At 46.2% G+C, this 24,487-nt stretch carries 18 protein-coding genes; 5 read left to right on the top strand and 13 right to left on the bottom strand.

Features of this window, described 5'->3' with window-relative positions; genetic code table 11:
• Positions 1-15: 15 nt before the first annotated feature.
• From parC to nudF, 6 genes are all read right to left on the bottom strand, one after another.
• Positions 16-2,301: a DNA topoisomerase IV subunit A gene (gene parC / locus R7Q48_RS17465; RefSeq protein ID WP_017633605.1), complete on the bottom strand. Its 2,286-nt coding sequence runs from the start codon at positions 2,299-2,301 to the stop codon at positions 16-18.
• A 3-nt stretch (positions 2,302-2,304) separates the two neighbouring features.
• A complete protein-coding gene (gene parE / locus R7Q48_RS17460) occupies positions 2,305-4,185 on the bottom strand; it encodes a DNA topoisomerase IV subunit B (RefSeq protein WP_005387417.1) in 1,881 nt (626 codons plus the stop codon).
• A 249-nt stretch (positions 4,186-4,434) separates the two neighbouring features.
• The gene (gene yqiA, locus R7Q48_RS17455; protein WP_005379875.1) at positions 4,435-5,019 is read right to left on the bottom strand and encodes an esterase YqiA; all 585 of its coding nucleotides are present in this window, start codon (positions 5,017-5,019) and stop codon (positions 4,435-4,437) included.
• 47 nt (positions 5,020-5,066) lie between these two features.
• The gene (gene cpdA, locus R7Q48_RS17450) at positions 5,067-5,873 is read right to left on the bottom strand and encodes a 3',5'-cyclic-AMP phosphodiesterase (RefSeq protein ID WP_005387419.1); all 807 of its coding nucleotides are present in this window, start codon (positions 5,871-5,873) and stop codon (positions 5,067-5,069) included.
• 61 nt (positions 5,874-5,934) lie between these two features.
• Positions 5,935-6,378, bottom strand: coding sequence for a DUF1249 family protein (locus tag R7Q48_RS17445; RefSeq protein ID WP_005379879.1), 444 nt, complete (start codon positions 6,376-6,378; stop codon positions 5,935-5,937).
• The gene (nudF, locus tag R7Q48_RS17440) at positions 6,378-7,028 is read right to left on the bottom strand and encodes an ADP-ribose diphosphatase (protein WP_005379881.1); all 651 of its coding nucleotides are present in this window, start codon (positions 7,026-7,028) and stop codon (positions 6,378-6,380) included. The genes R7Q48_RS17445 and nudF overlap by 1 nt, the downstream gene beginning before the upstream one ends.
• A 229-nt stretch (positions 7,029-7,257) precedes the next feature.
• Between nudF and tolC the strand changes: the two genes are divergently transcribed.
• Positions 7,258-8,586 (top strand): outer membrane channel protein TolC, encoded by a 1,329-nt coding sequence (tolC, locus tag R7Q48_RS17435; RefSeq protein WP_005379884.1) that lies wholly within the window; start codon positions 7,258-7,260, stop codon positions 8,584-8,586.
• A 178-nt stretch (positions 8,587-8,764) separates the two neighbouring features.
• On the opposite strand, the gene hldE is transcribed toward tolC, so the two are convergent.
• The 3 genes from hldE to R7Q48_RS17420 all read right to left on the bottom strand — a co-directional run bounded on the left by hldE (position 8,765) and on the right by R7Q48_RS17420 (position 14,476).
• Positions 8,765-10,195: a bifunctional D-glycero-beta-D-manno-heptose-7-phosphate kinase/D-glycero-beta-D-manno-heptose 1-phosphate adenylyltransferase HldE gene (hldE, locus tag R7Q48_RS17430; protein WP_017633601.1), complete on the bottom strand. Its 1,431-nt coding sequence runs from the start codon at positions 10,193-10,195 to the stop codon at positions 8,765-8,767.
• A 67-nt stretch (positions 10,196-10,262) separates the two neighbouring features.
• Positions 10,263-13,106 carry a bifunctional [glutamate--ammonia ligase]-adenylyl-L-tyrosine phosphorylase/[glutamate--ammonia-ligase] adenylyltransferase gene (gene glnE / locus R7Q48_RS17425; RefSeq protein WP_213962860.1) on the bottom strand — a complete coding sequence of 948 codons (2,844 nt, stop codon included), beginning with the start codon at positions 13,104-13,106 and terminating at the stop codon, positions 10,263-10,265.
• A 113-nt stretch (positions 13,107-13,219) separates the two neighbouring features.
• On the bottom strand, positions 13,220-14,476 hold the full coding sequence (locus R7Q48_RS17420; protein WP_005379890.1) for a methyl-accepting chemotaxis protein: 1,257 nt from the start codon (positions 14,474-14,476) through the stop codon (positions 13,220-13,222).
• A 105-nt stretch (positions 14,477-14,581) separates the two neighbouring features.
• Here R7Q48_RS17420 and R7Q48_RS17415 point away from each other — a divergent pair, with 105 nt between their 5' ends.
• Positions 14,582-15,355 carry a potassium channel family protein gene (locus R7Q48_RS17415; RefSeq protein ID WP_005387432.1) on the top strand — a complete coding sequence of 258 codons (774 nt, stop codon included), beginning with the start codon at positions 14,582-14,584 and terminating at the stop codon, positions 15,353-15,355.
• A 41-nt stretch (positions 15,356-15,396) separates the two neighbouring features.
• Here R7Q48_RS17415 and R7Q48_RS17410 read toward each other — a convergent pair whose 3' ends face one another.
• Positions 15,397-16,929, bottom strand: a complete 1,533-nt coding sequence (locus tag R7Q48_RS17410; RefSeq protein WP_005379894.1) for an inorganic triphosphatase — start codon at positions 16,927-16,929, stop codon at positions 15,397-15,399.
• A gap of 212 nt (positions 16,930-17,141) precedes the next feature.
• Here R7Q48_RS17410 and R7Q48_RS17405 point away from each other — a divergent pair, with 212 nt between their 5' ends.
• The 3 genes from R7Q48_RS17405 (at position 17,142) to R7Q48_RS17395 (ending at position 20,003) form a co-directional block, all read left to right on the top strand.
• Positions 17,142-17,822 carry a TIGR00153 family protein gene (locus R7Q48_RS17405; protein WP_005379896.1) on the top strand — a complete coding sequence of 227 codons (681 nt, stop codon included), beginning with the start codon at positions 17,142-17,144 and terminating at the stop codon, positions 17,820-17,822.
• A gap of 131 nt (positions 17,823-17,953) precedes the next feature.
• The gene (locus R7Q48_RS17400; protein WP_005379898.1) at positions 17,954-19,213 is read left to right on the top strand and encodes an inorganic phosphate transporter; all 1,260 of its coding nucleotides are present in this window, start codon (positions 17,954-17,956) and stop codon (positions 19,211-19,213) included.
• Between the two features lie 178 nt (positions 19,214-19,391).
• Positions 19,392-20,003 carry a TIGR04211 family SH3 domain-containing protein gene (locus R7Q48_RS17395; RefSeq protein ID WP_005379900.1) on the top strand — a complete coding sequence of 204 codons (612 nt, stop codon included), beginning with the start codon at positions 19,392-19,394 and terminating at the stop codon, positions 20,001-20,003.
• 88 nt (positions 20,004-20,091) lie between these two features.
• Here the strand turns inward: R7Q48_RS17395 and ggt are convergent, their stop codons facing one another.
• The 3 genes from ggt to R7Q48_RS17380 all read right to left on the bottom strand — a co-directional run bounded on the left by ggt (position 20,092) and on the right by R7Q48_RS17380 (position 24,398).
• A complete protein-coding gene (ggt, locus tag R7Q48_RS17390) occupies positions 20,092-21,822 on the bottom strand; it encodes a gamma-glutamyltransferase (RefSeq protein WP_025768393.1) in 1,731 nt (576 codons plus the stop codon).
• Between the two features lie 273 nt (positions 21,823-22,095).
• Positions 22,096-22,782 carry a general secretion pathway protein GspB gene (locus R7Q48_RS17385; RefSeq protein ID WP_318132392.1) on the bottom strand — a complete coding sequence of 229 codons (687 nt, stop codon included), beginning with the start codon at positions 22,780-22,782 and terminating at the stop codon, positions 22,096-22,098.
• Positions 22,782-24,398: an ExeA family protein gene (locus tag R7Q48_RS17380; protein WP_167415007.1), complete on the bottom strand. Its 1,617-nt coding sequence runs from the start codon at positions 24,396-24,398 to the stop codon at positions 22,782-22,784. Before R7Q48_RS17380 ends, R7Q48_RS17385 begins: the two co-directional genes overlap by 1 nt.
• Positions 24,399-24,487 lie beyond the last annotated feature (89 nt).

The raw sequence follows: 24,487 nt of genomic DNA, 5'->3' as shown, positions 1-24,487 counted from the left end.
ATTTTTATTTGTGCGTTACTCGCTATCGCTCGGTGTTTCCGTCGTATCGGAATCATCTAGCTCAACTTCAATGCGAGTGACTCGCTGCAAACCTCTCGGTAATAACCCACCTCGGCGACCACGTTCGCCACGGAAGTTATCAAGGTCAGACGGTTTAAGACCCAACTTTCGCTTACCCGCGTACAGCGTTAACGATGCACCTTTTGGTAAAGACATTAAGTGAGATAGTACTTCTTCTCGCTCTTTTGCTTTAGCAGCAGGAATGTTGATGATCTTATTCCCTTTACCTTTCGCCAGTTGTGGCAAGTCTTTGATTGGGAACAGCAGCATGCGACCTTGGTTAGTGATTGCTAAGATTTCATCAGAGTCTAAATCTTCAATCTCTTTTGGCGTCATGATCTCAGAGTTGGCAGGTAAAGTGACGAGCGCTTTACCACTGCGGTTTTTAGACAGCAAGTCCGCGCCTTTACATACAAAGCCGTAACCTGCATCTGAGCCCACCAGCCACAGCTGATCTTCTTCACTCATGATGACTTGGCGAATACTGCTACCAGCCGTAATATTCAAGCGACCGGTAATCGGCTCACCTTGACTACGAGCAGAAGGCAGTGAGTGCGATTCCAGAGAGTAACTTCGACCGTCACTACCTAGGAATACCGCAGGCTGATTACTCTTACCTCGAGCATGCGCTAAATACTTATCACCCGACTTATAGTTTAAGCCTTCGGCATCCACGTCATGGCCTTTCGCGTGACGAATCCAACCTTTCTCAGAAAGCACAACCGTGATTGGCTCACTTGGTACGAGGTCACGTTCAGTCAGCGCTTTTGCTTCTGCACGCTCAACCATTGGAGAGCGACGATCATCACCGTATTTCTCTGCGTCTGCTTTGATTTCTTTTTTCAGTAGTGTGTTCAGACGACGCTCAGAACCGAGTAGCTGTTCTAGCTTCTCACGCTCTTTCTCTAGCTCGTCTTGCTCACCACGGATCTTCATCTCTTCTAGTTTTGCTAGATGACGAAGTTTGGTATCTAAAATTGCATCCGCTTGGATATCGGTAATACCAAAGCGTTCCATCAGCACCGCTTTTGGATCGTCTTCAGTACGGATGATCTCAATCACTTCATCTAGGTTGAGGTAAGCAACCAACAAACCTTCCAAGATGTGTAGACGAGCCATTACTTTGTCTAGGCGATGTTGTAGACGACGACGCACAGTCGTACGACGGAACTCGATCCACTCAGACAGAATTTGCACCAGACCTTTAACTTGAGGACGGTTATCCAAACCAATCATGTTCAAGTTAACGCGGTAACTGCGCTCAAGATCCGTTGATGCGAACAAATGGTTCATCAACAAGTCACAATCGACGCGGTTTGACTTAGGCACCACAACAATACGCGTTGGGTTCTCGTGATCCGATTCGTCACGAAGATCGTCAACCATTGGCAGCTTCTTCGCACGCATCTGGTTAGCGATTTGCTCAAGCAGTTTGGCACCCGATACTTGGTGAGGCAAAGAAGTGATAACAATATCAGAACCTTCTTTATGCCAAACCGCGCGCATTTTGATGCTGCCACGACCGTTGCGGTAAATCTTCTCGATATCCGCTTGCGGCGAGATAATTTCTGCTTCTGTTGGGTAATCTGGACCTTTGACATACTGCATCACGTCCGGCAGTTCTGCTTTCGGGTTGTCGATCAAATGAATAGTCGCATCTGCGATTTCACGAACGTTGTGCGGTGGGATGTCTGTTGCCATACCAACGGCAATGCCGGTTACACCGTTGAGCAGGATGTGAGGCAGACGTGCTGGCAACATTTGTGGCTCTTTCATTGTGCCATCAAAGTTAGGTTGCCATTCAACCGTGCCCTGGCCAAGTTCGCCAAGCAATACTTCAGCAAACTTAGACAGTTTTGCTTCGGTATAACGCATTGCCGCAAATGATTTCGGATCATCTGGCGCACCCCAGTTACCTTGACCATCCACTAATGGATAGCGGTAAGAGAATGGCTGAGCCATCAATACCATCGCTTCGTAACACGCTGAATCACCGTGCGGATGGTATTTACCTAACACGTCACCAACGGTACGTGCAGATTTTTTGTATTTTGCTGATGCAGAGAGACCAAGCTCTGACATCGCATAAATGATGCGTCGTTGAACCGGCTTTAAGCCATCACCAATGTATGGCAAGGCGCGGTCCATGATTACGTACATCGAGTAGTTCAGATAAGCGTCTTCAGTGAACTTGCGCATTGGCAATTGTTCGACGCCATCGTAGGTAATTTCTGTAGACATCCGTTACACCTCTGCCAAGTCGCCGTTGTTTTGTAGCCAAGAACGACGGTCATCTGCACGCTTTTTACCTAGCAGCATGTCCATCATTTCCATGGTCGCCGTAGAGTCGTCAATGGTTAACTGCACTAAGCGACGCGTGTTCGGATCCATGGTGGTTTCACGCAACTGAAGTGGGTTCATCTCACCCAGACCTTTGAATCGTTGCACGTTGATTTTGGCTTTCTTCTTCGACAAGCGCTCTAAAATGCCATCTTTTTCATCATCATCGAGGGCGTAGAACACTTCTTTCCCGCAGTCGATTCGATACAGAGGCGGCATCGCCACATAGATATGACCCGCTTCCACTAGTGCGCGGAAGTGACGAGTAAATAGAGCACAAAGCAGCGTTGCGATGTGAAGACCATCCGAGTCCGCATCGGCAAGGATACAGATCTTACCGTAACGAAGACTCTCGAGGTTGTCGCTATCTGGGTCAATACCCAAAGCAACTGAGATATCGTGTACTTCTTGAGACGCAAGAACTTGATCGGCAGAGACTTCCCACGTGTTCAAGATCTTACCACGCAGTGGCATCACAGCTTGGAATTCACGGTCACGTGCCTGTTTTGCTGAGCCACCCGCAGAGTCACCCTCCACAAAGAAGATTTCAGTGCGACTTAAGTCCTGTGCTGAACAGTCGGTCAACTTGCCTGGCAGTGCCGGACCGGACGCCACTTTCTTACGTACGACTTTTTTCGCCGCTCGCATACGACGGTGCGCGTTAGCGATACAGACTTCTGCCAATTGCTCTGCGAGCTGAGGCTTTTCGTTCAACCAAAGACTGAACGCATCTTTTACAACGCCAGAGACAAATGCCGCGGTTTGACGAGAAGAGAGACGTTCCTTGGTCTGGCCTGCAAATTGTGGATCTTGAATTTTAACCGACAGCACGTAAGAACAGCGGTCGAAAACGTCATCACCCGTTAGCTTCACACCACGAGGTAATAGATTACGGAACTCACAGAATTCGCGCATCGCTTCCAACAAGCCTTGGCGTAAACCATTAACGTGCGTACCACCTTGAGCGGTTGGGATTAGGTTAACGTAGCTTTCGGTGATCATCTCACCGCCTTCTGGCTGCCAAATTACCGCCCAGTTTGCCGCTTCAGTATCCGCCAAGAACTCACCAGTAAATGGTTCTTCAGGAATAACTGGATAGCCTTTTACACCTTCCGCAAGATAGTCTTTCAAACCATCTTCGTAGTACCACTTATAGTCTTTGCCATTAACTTTGTCGGTTAATGTGATTTCTAAGCCCGGACACAAAACCGCTTTTGCGCGCAGGTTGTTGACTAGGCGCGTCACAGAGAAGTTAGCCGAATCGAAGTACTTCGCATCAGGCCAGAAATGCACGCTGGTACCGCGATTGCGACGACCACATGTGCCAGTTACGGTCAGATCAGACACTTTCTCGCCGTGTTCAAATGCAATTTCATACACTTGACCATCACGACGAACTGTTACTTCAACGCGTTTTGACAACGCGTTTACTACAGATATACCTACCCCGTGCAAACCACCAGAGAATTGGTAGTTTTTGTTAGAGAACTTACCACCCGCATGTAGCTTACATAGAATTAGCTCTACGCCTGATACTTTCTCTTCTGGGTGGATATCAACAGGCATGCCTCGACCATCATCGATCACTTCGAGTGATTGGTCAGCATGTAGGATGACTTGTACTTTTGAGGCATGTCCGGCTAGCGCTTCATCGACACTGTTGTCGATAACTTCTTGGCCCAAATGGTTTGGGCGCGCTGTATCCGTATACATCCCTGGTCGGCGACGTACTGGCTCTAAGCCATTCAGTACTTCAATGGCACCAGCATTATATTGTTCAGTCATAATACGGAATTATTCTCAAAGTTTACTTGTTGCCTGAGTATCACCAATGGGCGTACCCATACTCAGGAAACGAAAAAGCCACCCTGTTCACACCACTAAGAGTTTGTAAACATGATGCATAACAAAGTAGCCAGGGTCCTCGACCCTTAAGATCTTTTGGCAAAACATAGTCGGAAAGCATACCGCCCATGTCAAGAAACGGTTGGATATATCAATAAAAACTATGAGCCTTTTCCAATCGCTTTCGAATTACAGTTCTAGAAATTCGATAATCTGTGCAGGATAACGCTCAAAGCCTACAAAACTGTGATCACCGCCTTGTTCTACTGTTTGCTTAGCGTCTGCAAACTTATCTACCGCTTGTCGATAGTCTAAAACCTCATCTTCTGTTTGTTGCAATAACCAAAAAGAATGTGGCGACGCGATGCTTTGTACATCAAGAGCTTTTAACTCGTCAATATGACAAGCTTCAAGTGTATAGGTTTCATGCGTATATGGGTTAGTTTGCTTACCCAAATAATCTACTAGCAACTCATAAGGCTTGACTGCAGGGTTGACCACTACCGCTTTAAACCCAAACTTGTCATTTAGCCACGTTGACATAAAACCGCCTAATGAGCTGCCCACTAGACCAATTTTATAGTCGTCTTTATATTGCTCGATAATATCCAACAACATTTTCGCTGCTTGCTGAGGATAACAAGGTAACTGGGGAACAATCACCTTGATATCAGACCTATGTTGCTCGCAGTAGGCTCGCATCACATTCGCTTTCATGGAGAGTGGAGAGCTATTAAAGCCATGGATATAGAGAAGAAGTGAAGGTTTACTCATAGATATCTCGCACAAAAAAGCGAGCCCAAACAGAGAGCTCGGGCGCGTTAGTAGCCGTTAGAAGAGAAGTCTGGTTGGAACTGGCCATCAGGAAGCCGACCTACTTGGGTCGTAATATCGCCACAAGCGTGTAGTTGCAGCTCCCGCCAACCAGGCGAAGTGGTATCAAGGGCAAAATCATCCGAGTTAGGCTTAAACTGAACACAAGTTGAGGGTGTTGCCATCACTCGAATGCCCTTGTGAAGCACATTCATATCTTGATGAACATGACCACAGAGAATACCTTTCACGTTATCAAAACGCTCGACAACCTGCCAAAACGCTTCGGCATCTTTTAAAGTATGTTGATCAAGCCACGCGCTTCCGACCAGTAACGGGTGATGATGCAACAAAACAAGTGTGTGTCTTTCTGGGTGTTCGGCTAGCTTTTCTTCGAGTAGCGTTAATTGCTGATCGCTCAAGCGCCCATGAGGAACGCCAACCACTTGCGAGTCTAAAAGAATTAACTGCCAATGCTCGCCAAGCAACACATGCTCTGCGGCTTTGATTTGTGGCGAAGGCAAAACACTGCCCATATTAGGCTTGTAATCATGATTACCAGGTAGCCAAAAACAGTCTTTCTCTAGCGGTTCAATGCCGTTGGCAAAGCGCTGATAAGATTCTGCACTATGGTCTTGGGAAATATCGCCCGTCGCCAAGATGTAATCAAACGCCACGTTGCGGCGTAAAACATCAGCAACAACAGCATTGAAGCTATCGACTGTTTTTACGCTTAGCAAACTTCCCTCATCGGCAGCAAACAGATGAGTATCCGTAATTTGTAAAAGTTTGATGCTGTCACTAGATGATTGCAAAATGAAAACCTGATTCGTCCACTATATCGTTATTTGTTATTTTCCTTTAGTGACGTGACGATCAATTGAAGGCAAGTGGTGTTCTACTGATACCACTCCGTAAACAAAACGTCAGCCATTCACCGAGGAATGTGTTTAATTGATGCTTTTCATCTTTCTGCATCAGTTGGTCATTGGGATAATCATACTTAGCTTTTATGCGAGAGAACTCTCCGCTTGAGCATACTTCGGCTACTCTCGCATCATGATAAAGCCTGACAGACATCGTCGGTAAAGGAAACACTGGCGTTTCATCACTCTGACATATCTCAACAACTGTGGTGTATTTTGTGATTTCATTCACGGTCAATTGGTAAACCATGTTCGCCGCTTGGTAGCAACGTACATCCCCAACTTCAGCAGAAGCAGGCAATAAGGCATTCAATTTAGCGTAGTTGGTCTCATACGTTCTCATAAGACCAGCTAAATCAACATGATATCTCTGTTTTTCAGCCAATTGTGCCATTACTCACTCTCCACCGTTTGGGATAGTCCCCATTCTGACTTTAACTCTTGATGGTGTAATTGCAGCCATTGCAACGCAATAATCGACGCACCATTTTCAAATTTTCCGTCCTTCACCCATTGATACGCCGTTTCACGACTCATGACATGAACTCGGATATCTTCATTCTCATAGTCTAAACCATGAATGCCGTGCGCTTTAGACGCATCCACTTCACCAACAAAGACGTCTAGCTTTTCCGAGCAACCACCAGCCGAAGGATAATAAGAAGTGACAGGTATAACGCGCCCCACCTGAATCCCCGCTTCTTCGACAGCCTCTCGACGAATTACGGCTTCAGCAGATTCATCGCGGTCAATCATACCGGCGACAATTTCTAGCTGCCAAGGGTGTTCATGTTCCAACGCGCCAATACGAATCTGTTCAATGATTACGACCTGGTCCGTCTTTGGATCATAAGGAAGCATCGCTGCTGCGTGACCACGCTCGAACATTTCTCGTTCGACAACTCCACTCCAACCACCAGCAAATAGCCTATGCTGAAAGCGGTATTTCACCATTTTGAAAAAACCTTCAAATAAGGTTTCTTTCGAGATGACTTTTACATCTCGCGAAGTAAAATCTTGTTGTTGTTTGTCACGCTGTTGCATTCAACACCTCTCTGAGTGAATCCTGTAGTTTACTCATTGTTATTCGCTTGCTCAAAGGACTTGGCTCAACTTTTTGTATAATAGTTACAAATTAATTTAAGTCTTTGCTAAAAATTTATTGCACAAGTGGATAATTACGTGTAAAAAAGTGCAAACTTTAGAGTAAATATCGTGCAAATTGAGTTAAACTACTGAGAATTAACCAATCTATGGACCGCGGGAATAGAAAATGAAAAAATTGCTTCCACTATTTATCAGTGCAGCGCTAGGTAGCATGAGTACGTCTGCGTTCGCAGACTCTTTGGCTGAAATCTACGACTTGGCAAAACAAAATGATCCACAATTGCTCAGTGTAGCAGCACAACGTGACCAAGCTTTCGAAGCAATCACCTCAAGCCGTAGTGCTCTATTACCACAAATTAACCTTACTGCGGGTTACAATTTAACTCGTGGTGATACTGAATACGATTCAAATCTAATTAGCGACGTATCAAACGATGGCAACGCACTAACCGCTGGCGTTAGCTTTTCACAAGCACTTTACAACCGCGCATCTTGGATCTCTCTAGATACTGCTGAGAAAAGTGCTCGCCAAGCAGACGCAACTTACGCAGCGACGCAACAGGCACTGATTCTTCGCGTGTCACAAGCGTATTTTGAAGTTCTACGCGCACAAGATAATCTTGTTTTCGTACGTGCAGAAAAAGCCGCGGTTGGCCGTCAACTTGAGCAAACTAAACAGCGTTTTGAAGTAGGTTTGTCTGCAATCACTGACGTGCATGACGCACAAGCTCAGTACGACCAAGTGCTAGCGGACGAAGTGTTGGCAGAAAACGCGCTCACTAATAGCTACGAGTCACTGCGTGAAATTACAGGCCAAGAGCACAAAGATCTCAACATTTTGGACACTGGCCGCTTCACTGCTAGCCCATCGACCGTACCAGCTGAATCGCTCATTGATGAAGCAAAAACCAAAAACCTGACCTTGCTATCTTCACGTATTCTTCAAGACATTGCGCGTGACAATATTTCACTAGCAAGCTCTGGCCACCTACCAACGCTCTCTCTAGATGGTGGTTACAACTACGGTGATACTTCTCATAGCTCTCGTGATAACACGACAGACAACTTCAATATTGGTGTGAACCTTGCAGTACCGCTATACACAGGTGGTAACGTAACCTCTCAAACCAAACAGGCTGAATACGCGTACGTGGCAGCAAGCGAAGATCTTGAAGCACAGTACCGTAGCGTAGTAAAAGATGTTCGCGCACAAAACAACAACATTAACGCCTCTATCGGCGCATTACGTGCGTATGAGCAAGCGGTTATTTCTGCACGCTCTGCACTAGAAGCAACAGAAGCTGGCTTTGATGTAGGTACTCGTACTATCGTTGATGTACTGGACGCGACTCGTCGTCTATACGATGCGAACAAAAACCTATCGAACGCTCGTTACGACTACATTTTAAGTGTTCTTCAGCTACGCCAAGCCGTTGGTACGCTAAGCGAACAAGACATCTTGGATGTTGATGCAGGTTTGAAAGCGGCAAAATAACCGCGAACTGAATACTTCAGGCCTTAATAAATAAAAAACGCCAGTTGAGTTATCAGCTGGCGTTTTTTATTACTTATAGTTCAGAGCCTATAAGTGTCTCTGAGCATCAAGTATCAAAAAGGCCGCACTTAGCGACCTTTATGAGCAAATAGCATTTCAATGCTAACAAACAGCAGGCTTAGCCCTTACCGCCTTTGATTGCATTAATGATTTCACTGGTCGAGCAGCCATCTTCAAAGTTCAATACACGAACTTCACCACCCGCCGCAATGACTTCTTTACCACCAGCAATCTCTTCTGGTTTGTAGTCACCGCCTTTTACTAGCAAGCTTGGTAGAACTTCTGAGATCAAACGCTGCGGCGTATCTTCACTAAATGGTACAACCCAATCCACAGCGCCCAAACCTGCCAACACCGCCATGCGGCGATCGGTTGGGTTTACCGGACGACCAGGGCCTTTAAGGCGTTTTACTGACTCATCGGTATTTACCGCAACGATTAGGCGATCGCCCAGTTCAGCAGCATGGTTTAAGTAAGACACATGCCCAGCGTGCAGAATATCAAAGCAGCCATTTGTCATAACGACTTTCTCGCCACGAGCTCGTGCTTTTTTCACCGCTTCGATCAGTGCTTTTTCTGAAATCACACCGTAATCCGTGTCTTGGCTGCCATGTACCGCTTCTGCTAATTCAATCTCAGAAAGCGTTGACGTGCCTAGTTTACCAACTACAACACCTGCCGCTGCGTTTGCTAGTGCACACGCTTCTTCAAATGATTTGCCTGCGGCAACAGACGCTGCCAATACAGAGATAACCGTGTCGCCCGCACCTGTCACGTCGTACACTTCTTTCGCTTGAGTTGGAAGGTGGAACGGTTCCTGGCCACGACGAATCAAGGTCATTCCGTTTTCGCTGCGTGTCACTAAAAGCGCTTCAAATTCAAACTCTTCAACCAAAGCCAGTGCTTTCTCTACTAGCTCTTGGTCAGATTTCACTTTACCTACAACGTCTTCGAACTCTTTCATGTTTGGCGTAAGAAGTGTTGCGCCACGGTAGCGTTCAAAATCAGCACCTTTCGGGTCAATGAAAACCGGAATATTTGCTGCGCGCGCTTTTTGAATGTATGCCTGAACATGCTCTAACGAACCTTTTGCGTAGTCAGACATAATCACGGCTTTAACGTTTGGCAGTGCGGCATCCATTCGAGATAACACTGGCGCAGAATCTGTGTTTTCAAACTTGTCTTCGAAGTCGAGACGAATAAGCTGTTGTCCACGGCTCATTACACGAAGCTTCGTAATCGTTGGGTAATCAGGCAGCGCAACGAAATCGCACTTCACATTGAGCGAGCTCAGCGTCTCCGTCAGCACTTTTGCAGGCTCATCTTCCCCAGTTAGACCAACAATGTGAGCATGGCCACCTAATGATGCGATGTTCATCGCAACGTTCGCAGCACCACCAGGACGCTCTTCATTGTTTTCTACTTTTACAACAGGAACCGGCGCTTCAGGAGAAATGCGCCCGGTTGGGCCATACCAGTAACGATCTAGCATGACATCACCGATGATGAGCACACCAGCGCTGTTGTAATCAGGTAGAATTGGTTTCATTGTTGGTCTCCAAAAATTAAATCGAAGTGAGTTTATCACAGCCCTTATCGAGGCTAAATATATGGTCTTAACTGAACCACTGATTCCAAGCCTGTTTTACCCACTCCCTTTCGGCAACAAACTTATCTTCCACCACATCAGCGTCTAAATTGAGTAGATTTCGGCGGTGTATTTCGTTGCGCATTGTCGTGTAAGCACGTATCAACTGCATTGCTTGGTCTTCGTCCATAACATCTTGCGCAATGAGCGTTTCAAAGATGCGCACATTATCACACCAACGCGTCAATTTCGGCTTATCGTGACTATAGTTGAGCACTAGGTACTGAGCGAGAAATTCGATATCGGTAATCCCACCTACATCTTGCTTGAGCATAAAGCGGCCTGGCTTTTTCCCCCCAAGATGACCGCGCATTTTTTCTCTCATTTCGACAACGTCTTTTTTCAGTTCAGCTTGATCGCGTGCTTTGCACAGCACATCATGCCGCGTATTGTGAAATGCAATTGCCAGTGGTTCATCACCATAAATCATGCGCGCGCGGACAAGTGCTTGATGCTCCCATGTCCACGCGTCTTGATGTTGATAGTCGTCGAACGCGTCCGTTGGGCTAACCAACAAACCCGATGCACCGGACGGACGCAATCGGGTATCGACCTCGTATAAAATACCGGAAGCGGTGCGAGTGGAGAAAATATGAATGATACGCTGTGCTAAACGAAGGTAGAACTGACGACCATCAATCTCTTTCTTGCCGTCAGTGTAGACATTGACTGGGCAGTCATGCATGAAGACAATATCCAAATCGGAGTTATAGCCGAGCTCCCACCCTCCGACTTTACCATAACCAATTACAGCAAAGCCTTTACCTTCACGATCTTTCACATGCGTTGGCTCGCCGTACTTTTCAGACACTTGCAACCAAGCCTGACTGATCACCGCATCAACGATAGCTTCCGCTAAATAAGTTAAATGGTCACTCACTTTCATCACTGGCAATGCGCCAGCAATATCTGCCGCTGCAATACGCAAAATACAAATTTGCTTAAACTGACGCAACGCTTCCATTTGCTGTTCCATATCATCTTCAGGAATACGCGCCAAATAATCACGTAGCTCTGTACGGTAACTGTCTAATGGAATGGGATTGTACAGCTGCGCAGGGTCGATCAACTCATCAAGCAAGATAGGATAACGAGACAGCTGCTCTGAAATCATTGGGCTTGCGGTACACAAACGTACGAGCTGCACCAGAGCCGCTGGATGCTCATCCAATAATTCCAAGTAAGTCGTGCGAGTGCAGATGTTGTGTAGCAAGTGAAGTACACGAGATAAACCAAACTGTGCATCAGGATGGGCAAAGACCGCATCAAACACTTTCGGCATCAAACGATTGAGCACTTCGCGTCCACGTGGGCCTAACGTTTTTTTGGCCAGATCGGTTTTAAAGTTGATGATGGTTTTCGCGCATGAAGCAAAGTCTTCAATCTGAATATCCTGCTGCAAGATATGCTCAAGAACGTCTTGTTTGTCGGCCATATCCCATAGCTCATGAAAATGACGAGCAACAGTAGTCCCCTCGTCTTCTTCATCATCACCAATTAGTGATTCAAAAACTTGGTGAACATTTGCCATATGCTGCTGGGTTTGCTCAATTAATTGCTCCCAACAGCTCATTTTCATCGCAGTGGCGAGCTTTAAGCGTTCGGTTTCGCAATCAGGCAGCGTCTGGGTTTGCTTATCCGCCATTGCTTGCAACAAGTTTTCTAATTGACGCAAGTACTTGTATGCAGCTTCTAGATCGCTGATTTCTTTTGGAGTAAGCAATGCCAGTTCTTCAATGCCTTGCAGCGTTTCCAACAGCCCTCGATTACGCAAAGAAGGCTCTCGACCACCTCGAATCAATTGAAAAACTTGAGCGATAAATTCAATTTCTCGGATGCCACCCGCACCTAGCTTAATGTTGTTATTCAACCCTCGGCGGCGAACCTCGCTACTGATCATCGACTTCATTCGTCGCAAAGATTGAATCGCACTGAAATCAATATAACGACGAAAAACAAAAGGGCGCAGCATTTGGCGTAGCTCTTGATACTGCGGGTACATCTCACATCCCATCACCCGAGCTTTGATCATCGCGTAACGTTCCCAATCTCGCCCCTGTTCTTGGTAATAATCTTCAAGTGCGGCATAGCTCATTACCAAGGGGCCACTTTCTCCAAATGGGCGAAGTCGCATGTCGACGCGGTAGCAAAAACCATCGAAGGTTTGTTGGTCGAGCGCTTTGATGATGCGTTGACCAAGACGAGTAAAGAACTGGGCATTGGCAATGCTGCGGCGTGCGCCTTGGGTTTCGCCATTCTCTGGATACGTGAAAATTAGATCAATATCGGAAGAAAAGTTTAACTCGCCACCACCTAGTTTCCCCATGCCGATAATTAACATCGGCTGCACTTCACCGTCCTCACTTGTTGGCGTGCCCCACTCCTGACAACACACTTGATATTGCCATTGATAGGTTTCAAAAATCATCGCTTCTGCCAACTCAGATAAGTGGCTTAAAGACGTCTCTAGAGACCATGCATGCGTGAAATCCTTCCACGCAATGTACACCATTTCTCGGTTGCGAAACTGACGCAACACGCGATGACCAGACATCTCATCAGGACATTGTTCCAACAGTTCAGCAAGGCGTGAGCGGTAAGACTCCTGACGACTTGGCTGCGCTAACATACTTGGCAACTCACGGGCTAGGACTTCATCGCGATGAATGGCTTCGGTTATAAATTGGCTTAAGCCCGCCACATAACGAAATTGCTGCGCAACCTCATCGGGCCAAAGGGGAAAATAACCTGCGTCTTGGGCGTTCTGTACGGCAGATTCAGCGATAGAAATCAGTGGCGAAGGCAGCTGCATTTTTCTTCCTTGTTTGAAAAGCACGGTAACTCATTCTTTATACCAGACTGAAAGCAAATAAAAACGCCCACAAAAGGTTTGTGGGCGTTTTATCAAAAGTTCGGGATCGAATATTAAACTTGGAAAGATTTGATCTTCTTGTCTAGCTCACCTGCATTATTTTGCATCATTTCAGAGGTTTCTAGCAGCTCGGTAACAACAACAACTGAGGCTTCCACCAACTCACGTACATTGGTGAGGTTTTGGCTCATCTCTTCTGCAACACTGCTTTGCTGACCAGACGCCGTCGCGATCTGGAAGTTCATGTCATTGATTTGCGTCACTTGCCCAACAATACCATCAAGCTCAGATCCAGCATTAGAAACCAGCTCGTTTCCATCTGCCGCTTCCACAACGCTTTTTTCCATGAGTTCTACCGCAGATTCAGCACTGGTTTGCAGCTGTGCGATCATCTCTTGAATTTCTACCGTCGCTTGTTGTGTACGTTGGGCAAGGTTACGAACTTCATCTGCAACCACAGCAAAACCCCGCCCAGCCTCGCCAGCTCGCGCCGCTTCAATCGCCGCATTCAGTGCAAGCAGGTTGGTTTGCTCAGAAATGCCTTGAATCGTCCCTACAACGCTACCAATGGCTTCAACACGTTCTTCAACTTGGTTAACCGCTTGTGCCGATGAAGCGATATCCGACGAAAGTTCACTCATTTTCGCCATTGTACTTTGCAAGAACTGCTGACCAGAAATTGCTTGTGCGGAAGCTTGCTCTGTCAGAGAAGATGCCGTCTGGGCATGTTCCGCAACCGTTTGGACCGTCGACGACATTTCACTCATCGCCGTAGCAAGTTGATCAATTTCGTTAAACTCTTCTTGCGCCGATTCCTTCGTTTCCGACATGCTCAGTGTCATGACTTCGGTGAGCGTTGATAATTCATCAGACGCATTAATTTGCATTTGAATCACATCGTGCAATTGTCGACGTGTCTTTTCTAATTCACGTGCCACGTCTCCGTATTCATCTTTACAATCCATACCAAATGGAACAGAGAGGTTCTTGCTCGCCATCAGTTTGATCGCGTCGCTCAGATACTGTGTTTGACGCAACATCACTCTAGCCGCCGCTAATAAGAGCACGACAAAAACCACTATCAATAAGGCGGTTTGCCAAGCAACTTGCGTTAAGTATGCTTCATAATGCTGTTGGGCAACTTGCGCGTTTTGTGTCGCCGCTAAAAGTGAGTCGTAAAAAGTGTTTGCGTCCCACAGTTGTTTTGCCACGATCAGGACCGTACTGAAGACCATCAACATGACCATTTTAGGCACCAGTCGAATGTCGGATATGACCCTTTCCCATGGCTTAAATGCCAGCTTTTCCATTGTCAGTTCTCCACCGAGTCTTATATAGTCTTTATCTATAATCTTTATATTACTTATAGTTATGTTCGCGCTTTGCGTGGTTACGCGATTTATTTTGAGCTTCGTATGAAAAACAATGATATCAAAGACAGCACACGACCGATGGGCCTGTTGTCACTAATATTGTCTTTTATGGCACTATTTGTGATCTCTGGCTTGTTGTTTTTCCCGATCGATCACGAAACCCGTCAAGTTCTTATCGGTCTGGATTTCATAATCTGTAGTATTTTTCTACTACAGCTCACCATTGATTTGATCCGGTCCACAGATCGCTGGTTATTCCTTAAACGTCATTGGATAGATTTCGTGGCGAGCATCCCATTGATAGAGCCCCTGCGCTTTGCTCGTATTTTTCATATTATGCGAGTGGTATTAGTACTGCGTTCGTCAAAGTTCATTTTGCATCAGCTCAAAGAAAACCGCCGCGAAACCACGGTCGCCTCTATACTGCTATTGATGGTTATCCTCATAACACTCGGTTCTAGTGCAATGCTGTTTATCGAAGCGAAAAACCCAGAAGCGAATATTCGTACTGGCGCCGATGCTTTGTGGTGGGTATTTGTAACAATCTCAACGGTTGGTTACGGCGATCATTATCCAGTGACCTCCATAGGAAAGTTTTTGGCTGTCATCATCATTGTTTGCGGGGTGGGTATCTTTGGTATGATCTCGGGTCTTATCACCTCTATCCTTACTGCCCCAACGAAACAACAGACGCACAGTTCAATCAATAAAGAACGTATGCTCGAGCAGCTCCTAAGCCAACAAGCGCAAATACTAGAACGACTCGATTTCATGGAAAAAGAGCTACAACAACGTAAAACAGAGACAAAAAAATAGGACCATGCGGTCCTATTTTTTTGTTCTTATCACCAGAACGATCATTCACGCCAATAAGGCTGAACTTCCACACTGATCGCTCGGGTTTGATCCATTGCATGCAAAATTGAGCGCTCTTGACGGTGCAACCAGCGTTCTAACTGCTCTTTTTCTGCGTCTTCCAGCATATCAACCAACGGGAGTAAGTGGTTCAGCATTAGCAGATCATCGATACCATGCACTAGATCCGCCCATGGTAAACGGAAGCTGTTACGCTCATCCGAGTTATACAAACTCGCGAAACCAATACCAGTATAGAGGTTACGCAATAAGCGATAACGCTGATCAACGTACTCTTGCGCCGTCAAATCGCGCTCTGCTGGGAAAGCTTCCATTAGCTCAGCCCAAGTGCGATCGAGCTGAGTAACTGAAAACGGCATGATGTTACTTGCCATTTTTTCACGTGCTTTTTCATCAAGAAATGGCTGCCAACCGCGCGCTAAGATCCAGCGGCTTAGATCCAGCAGTAACCCTGTGTAACGCGCGGAATTGAGCAACCCTAGCACTTCTTCACGGCTTGGCAACTCTTGTAACTGCTGAGTCAACTCAGATACTAAGAACTTACGCGCATCCAACTTGCGCAGCACATTGCCTTTGTCATCTAAAAGCTCTTCAAGGTGTGCATGCTCATCCAACCAACTCAGTTCTTCTTCCAACCATTTAAGCTCTTGGCGCAGAATCGCGCTCGCGCGACGAGGAACAATCCCGCCAAAAATGGTCAATGTTTGACGAATGAAACGAATGGCATTACTGATTTCACGCAGTGCTTCCACGCTGTCACGCTCAGCATAAATTTGCTCGTGATAATGCCAATGAGACAAAGCGTGCTCTAAAGAGTTGATCAAGCAAAATTCAACGGTATCCGTCGGACTACTGTCCACAAGTGCCAATGATTTTACTTCATCACCCGCGTAACCGCTTGCAAGTCGATAACCTTTCGCCGCTTTGCTCAAGTTACCCAAGCGCATACCACCTTGCTCGCAAAAGCTGCGTGCCAGTGTGAATAAAGCTTCGGTTTGGCCAGACTTAAGTTCCAGTTCAACTTCGCAAATTGGCTCTTGCTTCTCTTCTTCGTCTTCACCTTTGGCTACAACTAAGCCTTGGTCAAAAGCAACTTCAATCTGACTGCCATCGGGCATGCCAATCAGCCATTGTTCACGTGTGAAGTTGGTCGAGAATAATGGCATAAGCTCGGATTGCAGCGTTTCTGCATCTTTACCTGGGGGCCAAATATCTAGAGGATGAAGCGACAGATTAGGCTCGTCGCTAGTGTGCTCAGCATTGTATTCTGGTCTTTGATGTAAGCCTGCGACGACGCGTCCTGCTGTCTTTACGGTTTGGACGAATACATCATCAAAACGGCGAATTCTTAAACCAATGTCGTGCTTTCGAAGCCATTTATCGGCAGTATCAAAATAGGTGTTACCCAAGTCACGACAACTATGCTGAAGTACTTTTGTCTCAGAAATTTTTTCTTTTAAAGTTTCTGAAAATTCAGGAGAAACAAAAAACTTCAGTTCTATTTCGGTTTCCATAGCTATACCTTTCAAAGCAGATAGAAACAGGATATTGCGTAATTTCTCACACGGCAAGAGAGAAATATCGCCGGATTGATGATCTAAAACAGTTTTAATGAGCGATTTAATGCGTTACCATGCGCGCCTTTATAGCCATCGTTCAACATTTCGCCAAGCACTCAGAAATGGTGTATGTTTTTTTAAGGTTATAGTTATTAGGTTGAATGACCATGCCAGTAAATACAATTATGGGGTTATTTGCAAAGTCCCCAATTAAGCCTTTGCAACGCCACGTTGTGTGTGTCAACGAATGTTGTTCACACTTGGTGAAATTCTTTGAAGTATCTTCAAAGGGTGATTGGGAAAAAGCAGCAGAAATCCGTGCACAAATTTCTCACCTAGAGAAAGAAGCGGATGTGCTGAAACGTGAAATCCGTCTAAAACTGCCTCGCGGTTTGTTCATGCCAGTCGACCGTACTGACATGCTTGAGCTTTTGACTCAACAGGACAAACTTGCAAACCTGGCAAAAGACATTGCTGGCCGTGTATATGGTCGTCAACTTGTCATCCCTGAGGCTCTCCAACCAAACTTCCTCGCTTACGTTCAACGTTGTCTTGATGCTGCCGATCAGGCGCAAAAGGTAATCAATGAACTTGATGAATTGCTAGAAACCGGCTTCAAAGGCCGTGAAGTGACGCTCGTCGCTGAAATGATTCATCAATTAGACGTTATCGAAGATGATACCGATGCCATGCAGATTGAACTTCGCCAACAGTTGATGGTGATTGAAGCTGACATGAACCCTATCGATGTCATGTTCCTGTACAAGATTCTTGAATGGGTAGGTGGTATTGCCGACCAAGCGCAGCGCGTAGGTGCTCGTTTGGAAGTCATGCTATCTCGATCTTAAAACATAAAGTTAACGACATAACGAAGAGCATAATTAACACGTGTCATAGGGACGATGACTATTTTCATCGTCTTATGGTTTGGCGCGCGTAAAATTTTGTTCCGCTTGTTATAAAACAACTAGGTATTACGATGGATATCCTTGCGAACTACGGCACTGTCCTGATTATTGTTGCAGCGATTTTTGGTTTCATGATGGCGATTGGTATTGGCGCGAACGACGTTGCTAATGCGATGGGTACATCTGTAGGTTCAAAAGCGCTAACTGTAAAACAAGCTATCATCATTGCGATGATCTTCGAATTTGCAGGTGCTTACCTTGCAGGCGGTGAAGTAACCGACACTATCCGTAAAGGTGTAATCGAGACTTCTTTATTTGCTAGTCAACCAGATGTTCTTGTCTACGGCATGATGTCTGCGCTTTTAGCAGCAGGTACATGGCTGCTTCTTGCTTCTTACATGGGCTGGCCAGTATCAACGACTCACTCAATCATCGGTGCAATCATTGGTTTTGCATGCGTATCAGTAGGTACTGAAGCGGTTGACTGGGGCAGCGTTCAAGGCATTGTTGGTAGCTGGATTATTACGCCAGTGATTTCAGGTTTCTTTGCTTACGTTATCTTTGTCAGCGCACAGCGCCTGATTTTTGATACAGAGAACCCTCTGTTTAACGCGAAACGTTTTGTACCCGTTTACATGTTCATCACAACAATGGTGATTGCACTTGTAACCATCAAAAAAGGTCTAAAACACGTTGGTCTTCACCTTACCAATGGTGAAGCCTGGATGTGGGCAGCAGCAGTTTCAGCACTTGTGATGATTGGCGGCTACGTATACATCCAGAAAAAATTCGCTAATCGCGAAGAAGACCGCAGCTTTTCTGGCGTGGAAGGTATCTTCAGCGTTCTGATGGTTATCACCGCTTGTGCGATGGCATTTGCACACGGTTCAAACGACGTTGCAAACGCCATTGGTCCACTGTCTGCTGTCGTATCGACTGTTGAACACATGGGCGAAATCAGCACGAAAAGCACCATCGCTTGGTGGATTCTACCTCTTGGTGGTATTGGTATCGTGGTCGGTCTTGCAACACTAGGTCACAAAGTAATGGCAACCGTTGGTACAGGCATCACTGAGCTAACGCCTAGCCGCGGTTTTGCAGCACAGCTAGCAACAGCATGTACGGTAGTTCTAGCGTCTGGTACAGGCCTGCCAATTTCAACCACTCAAACATTGGTTGGTGCGGTTCTCGGTGTTGGCTTTGCTCGTGGTATCGCAGCACTGAACCTAGGCGTAGTTCGTAACATCGTGGCATCATGGATCGTTACACTACCAGCGGGTGCGTTATTGGCCGTAGTATTCTTCTACGGACTTCAAGCGATGTTCGCTTAAGACACTCGTCAATAGAATGTAAGCGCTTTGTCATTATTGACTCAAACGCACAGAAAGGGAGGCTTTGCCTCCCTTCTTTGTTGCACCGAGGTTTGAAACTGCATACTATTCGTCTATTTCCGGCTCCAATCATTCGGTGCCAACGCTGTCTCCAAGAAAAATCGTTAAGGGATTTACTGTGAAAAAACTAATCATCACGGTTTTGTTTACTTTGCTAGCAGCGCCAGCGGCCCTAGCAGCAGACCGTTATATTTCTGATGACCTCTTCACTTTTATGCACTCAGGTCCAAATAACACCTACCGTATTATCGGTAGTGTTAACGCCGGTTCTAAAGTACAACTGATTAAAACCAACCGAGATACTGGCTATACGCAAGTTCGTGATGACCGTGGTCGCACTGGTTGGGTACAAAGCAAGTTTGTGACAAACCAAGAGAGCATGGCAATTCGCCTTCCTCGCATTGAGAAAGAGCTAGCCGAAGTAAAAGAGCAGCTTGCTAATGCTCGTCAAACTTCTGATGCAGAGAAAGCCGGTCTTGTTACCTCTCTCGAAACACGTAACCAACAAATTTCAGATCTAGAAAATAAATACTCTGAGATCAGCGATCAGCTTACTTCTGTTGAAACAGAAAACCGCGAGCTACGCGCAAAACTGGATACACAAAAAGATGACATGCTGCTTAAGTACTTCACTTATGGCGGCGGTGTTGCAGGTTTAGGTTTACTATTTGGTTTGATTCTTCCGCATGTCATGCCTCGTAGAAAGCGCTCTCCTGCGGGTTGGGCATAAACCCTTACGCTTTTATCTTTAAAAAGAACGCAAAAGCCAGTCGATATTGACTGGCTTTTTAGTTTGCTTCGTTTGATAGAAGTGAGTACTACTCCCCCATTGAACTAGAGGCTCGACGACGATCCGTTGCGCCATAAAGCTTGCCATCTTTTAGCTCAATTGCATTCAAACCGCTTACCACTGGAATAACGTGCACTGGGTAGCCAAGCTCCATAAACTCAGGCACCAACATTTCTGCGAACGTTTTCTTTTCCACCAGCAAACCAGTCGGGTCATAAGACTTGGTGCGGTCTATCTTAGTGCCATACTGGATGTTTGGTAAGTCAATAGCCTCTTGCGCTGATAAGTTCCAATCCAGCACCCCAACCACGGTTTTGAGTACATACCCCGGGATTTGTGAACTACCTGGTGACCCAACCACCAAACGCAAGTTATCATCACTGTCCATCACCATTAATGGCGTAATAGCCGAACGTGGACGCTTGCCCGCTTCAATTGAGTTTTGCGTAGGTTTGCCGTTAACCGTTGGCTGAGGTGAGAAATTAGCCATCTGCGCGTTCAAGATAACGCCATCGACCATCACACCCGAGCCCATACCCGTTCCTACGGTACTGGTCATCGCAATTGCATTTCCATCTCTATCGACGATAGAAATATGCCCTGTATCTTTGCTCTCGAAGCCTTGATATTGCGCATACTGAGTTTGCGTTATCTGTCCTGCTTTTGGATCCTCTTTTAAAGTGCCATTATCAGGGATTAAATCACGTCTCTGATCTAGATAGGCTTTAGACAACAACTGTTCAACTGGCGTTTCCACATAATCCGGATCTCCGGCATACGCAATACGATCGGCTTTTGCAATTCGCATCGCTTCAGTCATGAGACGCCAAGGTTCCACATCCGTTTTCGCCATATGGGCAATGTCATAGGGTGCGAGCAGTTCAAGACTCTGAGCGACCATCACACCGCCCGAAGCTGGGTAACCAAAAGAGACGATTTTATTCCCACGGTAGTCGCTCTCAATGATGTCACGCTGCTTCACTTGGTAATGTTTAAAATCTTCTAAAGACAACTTCTCGTGTTGGTCATCAATACGACTATTAACCGTCTCTACGATGTGCTGACCAAGCTCACCACCATAAAGGTAACGATCGCCTTGTTGCGCGATCTTCCTCAGCGTCTCAGCCATCTTAGGGTTCTTCATCAAGGTTCCCGTCGGCTTAATATCGTCCCCTTGCCAATACAAGGCTTTCACTTCCGGATCTTGCTCAAGTCGGCTTTGCTCTCTTACTACGATGTCGTAGGTGTAGCTGTTCATCGCGTACCCATTGCTCGCCAATGTAATCGCCGGCTTAATCAGCTCTGCCCATGGCAACTTGCCGTATTGTTCATGAGTGGTGTAAAGCAACCGCAATGTGCCCGGAACCGCAACAGAACGAGGGCCTAATATTTCGTTGCGACTGAGTACTTCCCCATTCTCAACAAACATTTCAGGGTTCGCGCTAGAGGGCGCTTCATCTCGACCATCAAGGGCCAGAAATTTTTTCTCGTCATGTTGATAAAACAGCGCGAAAGTCCCGCCGCCAATTCCGGTCATATCTGGCTCAACGACAGACATCACCATCTGCATCGCGACCATAGCATCAACAGCGTTACCGCCTTCTTTCAATATTGAGTAACCGGTACTGCTCACGTAAGGATTCGTCGCACTGACCATGAAATCTTGCCCGCGACTATCTGGTGTAACTGGGAATGGGTCTGGCTTTGCTGCATAGCTTGTCGATGCAACAATGCTTAAAGAAAAAATCAGAATACGCATGTGTCTCTGTTTAGACTCCTATTATGAGATGGGGTCTAACGTGGACCAAATCATTACTCCGAAGTTCGTGAAGATGGTGTCTTTTTACACAACGCTGACTGGAATCGCGCTATCAATAGATGAATGATATTGGTGCTATTTAAACGACTGAGGAAAGCTATATTTTGCTTGTTTGAGTATCTAGAAATCATCACCAGAATAGATGCAAAAGATGCTCTGAAAAATAAAAAGCCAGCGATATGATTTCGCTGGCTTGATGTGTTTCTACAAGAGTTACCCTTTCCACTCATACAACGCTGGTATACGAATTTGCTCACCTTGGAACTCAACAATCACAGCTTGCGGTTGTATTTCTCTTAGAGTGACCTGATCATCAACGACATCCCCCTGATGATACTCAACATTGTTAATTTTCACCCAACGGCGATTTTCATCACTAGCGTACATATGGGTTTGCAAATTAAGCGCAGGTAGACGCCCTTGCCACTGGTGAGCGTTGCGCTCTAAATCGTTCACGCGTGCCGTTTGTGATGACGAATTGTCATCATCTCGGGATAAGGCATTTTCGACCTTCCTAGCTAAATCAGGAGATAATGAGGATAAATCCAGATCATCCAAAGACAACCCGAGGTCCTCTTCAGCAGCAGAAGTCGTTTGGGTTGATGCTGAGTCGCGTGTTTCATCTCTGCTTGGTGTATGGCTCGTGTATTCATCGGGGGTGGTAAATGTACCAAAATCACGCGATAGATCTGCACTTGGCCACTCTCTTGGCAATTGGGCCAACTGGGTGTTCTCTGGATAGTCTAATACTTTGAAAGGTGATACCACTTCGACCTTTTCTATCGGGGACGTTGTATCTACTTCAACACTCGGTGCAAAGAGATCTAAGTACCAAGCGACTCCGATAGCAGAAGCAGTGATTGGCAGCAAGAACAGACCTATATGTTTCACAGCTGACATTATACGTCCTCCTTCTCTATTCTCGCCAGTTGAGGCGCATCTGGCTGAACATTTTGCTGAAGTCGGTCTAGCGTTCGCTTACCTGCAATACCATCGACACCAATTCCTTGCCAACGTTGAAATAACTCGACTCGCTCTTTCATCGCACCATCAAAAATAGACGTTTCAAGCAGTGGCTCACTCACCGCTTCTGCTAATAATCGGTCTAATACTTCAATCGCAGGGCCTTCCATGTCTAAACGTAATGTTTCGTTCAGCGGAGCATGCCACAGTTCGATAATATTGCCCTGCCACAACGGCTTTAGCCATGAAATTGGCAGACGGAGACGCTGCTTACCATTGAGCACTTCAGCTTGGTCATTACCGACGGCATATAGAATGACATACCCAACATCACCTTGATAATTCAACTCCAAGATCACAGGGCGATTTTGTTGCATCAACAGCGGCCAAGTCGCCATTTTACGCTCACAACGCATAGTCGACTGCGGTTCTGACAAACAAAGATTATCGCGAACCGATGCTTGATATCCCCACAAACGATACAAATCATTTACAGCGAGGTTCGACTGTTTTTGTGTTAACAATAAATCACGCTGCTCATCCGTTAACTGTTGGCTGACAACGGTTGGTGTTGGCTCTACTCTTGGCTCCGTCACTTGTGTCAACACTGACGTCGCTTGAGCTGGCATATAATTCACGACCGCCCACCCCGTACTTAATGCAGCAATAAGGCCTACCGTGACAGAGCCCCAAGCAGGCCAACGGAAAGTCCGGCGCTCTTTTTTATCTTGCTGATAAATATCTGCCTGAAACTGCATCACCTCTTCACAGGCCTGCTGAACGGTTTGCTTATCCACAACCACATTACCCTGGTGATAACTAATGTTGAGGGATTTGTCACAGATAAGGTTGATGAGCCGCGGTATACCGTGACTGTATTTGGCTATAAGTTTACAAGAAGCACGATTAAACAGTTGCTGGTCGCCACCTGCTGTATGTAGTCGAAATGCGATGTAATCTTCTGTCTCTTTTTCATCCAACGGCAACAGGTGATAACGCCCGGTAATACGCTGGGCAAGTTGGCGTAGTTGTGTTGTTTGTAATAACCGCTGCAATTCAGGCTGCCCGACCAACAACACTTTGAGCAGTTTTCTGGTATCGGTTTCCAAGTTGGTCAACAAGCGCAACTGCTCTAGAACGTCGGCAGCAAGGTGTTGAGCCTCATCAATGACCAGCAATGTCTGCCAGCCTGAACGATAATTACGCAGCAAATATTGATGGATAACCTGGTTTAGCTGTTTGAGGTTTGCGTCTGGCGGATAGGTGATTTTGAACTCATCACAAATGGCTTCGAGCAAGTCTCTACTCGAAAACGTGGGATTGAGGATAAGACCCGCTTTGGTGTTATCACCCAAATTCGCCAGCATCGCTTTTGCGACGGTCGTTTTGCCTGTACCTACTTCGCCAGTAAGCATAGCAAAGCCACCGCCATCGCCTAGCCCAGCTTGGAGATGTGTGATTGCCTCTTTGTGACGTTGGCTTAAATACAAATAACGTGAGTTTGGAACAATCGAAAATGGTTGTTCGACAAACCCAAAAAAGTCCTTATACATTAGGCTCTCCAGCTAAAAAACCACCTGAGAATAGTCAGATATAATATAAACATAGCCGCATCTACTCTCGGGAGTAAAGAAAAGTACCA

The sequence above is a fragment of the Vibrio sp. 378 genome, from assembly GCF_033339435.1.
The sequence above is the reverse complement of the archived record's forward strand: the minus strand, read 5'-3'. Positions and strand labels throughout refer to the sequence as shown.

Bases quoted from the DNA above. Each gene is read 5' to 3' on its own strand.
- parC (WP_017633605.1), bottom strand. From the start codon at position 2,301: ATGTCTACAGAAATTACCTACGATGGCGTCGAACAATTGCCAATGCGC.
- parE (WP_005387417.1), bottom strand. From the start codon at position 4,185: ATGACTGAACAATATAATGCTGGTGCCATTGAAGTACTGAATGGCTTA.
- yqiA (WP_005379875.1), bottom strand. From the start codon at position 5,019: ATGAGTAAACCTTCACTTCTTCTCTATATCCATGGCTTTAATAGCTCT.
- R7Q48_RS17445 (WP_005379879.1), bottom strand. From the start codon at position 6,378: ATGGCACAATTGGCTGAAAAACAGAGATATCATGTTGATTTAGCTGGT.
- nudF (WP_005379881.1), bottom strand. From the start codon at position 7,028: ATGCAACAGCGTGACAAACAACAACAAGATTTTACTTCGCGAGATGTA.
- tolC (WP_005379884.1), top strand. From the start codon at position 7,258: ATGAAAAAATTGCTTCCACTATTTATCAGTGCAGCGCTAGGTAGCATG.
- hldE (WP_017633601.1), bottom strand. From the start codon at position 10,195: ATGAAACCAATTCTACCTGATTACAACAGCGCTGGTGTGCTCATCATC.
- glnE (WP_213962860.1), bottom strand. From the start codon at position 13,106: ATGCAGCTGCCTTCGCCACTGATTTCTATCGCTGAATCTGCCGTACAG.
- R7Q48_RS17420 (WP_005379890.1), bottom strand. From the start codon at position 14,476: ATGGAAAAGCTGGCATTTAAGCCATGGGAAAGGGTCATATCCGACATT.
- R7Q48_RS17415 (WP_005387432.1), top strand. From the start codon at position 14,582: ATGAAAAACAATGATATCAAAGACAGCACACGACCGATGGGCCTGTTG.
- R7Q48_RS17410 (WP_005379894.1), bottom strand. From the start codon at position 16,929: ATGGAAACCGAAATAGAACTGAAGTTTTTTGTTTCTCCTGAATTTTCA.
- R7Q48_RS17405 (WP_005379896.1), top strand. From the start codon at position 17,142: ATGCCAGTAAATACAATTATGGGGTTATTTGCAAAGTCCCCAATTAAG.
- R7Q48_RS17400 (WP_005379898.1), top strand. From the start codon at position 17,954: ATGGATATCCTTGCGAACTACGGCACTGTCCTGATTATTGTTGCAGCG.
- ggt (WP_025768393.1), bottom strand. From the start codon at position 21,822: ATGCGTATTCTGATTTTTTCTTTAAGCATTGTTGCATCGACAAGCTAT.
- R7Q48_RS17385 (WP_318132392.1), bottom strand. From the start codon at position 22,782: ATGTCAGCTGTGAAACATATAGGTCTGTTCTTGCTGCCAATCACTGCT.
- R7Q48_RS17380 (WP_167415007.1), bottom strand. From the start codon at position 24,398: ATGTATAAGGACTTTTTTGGGTTTGTCGAACAACCATTTTCGATTGTT.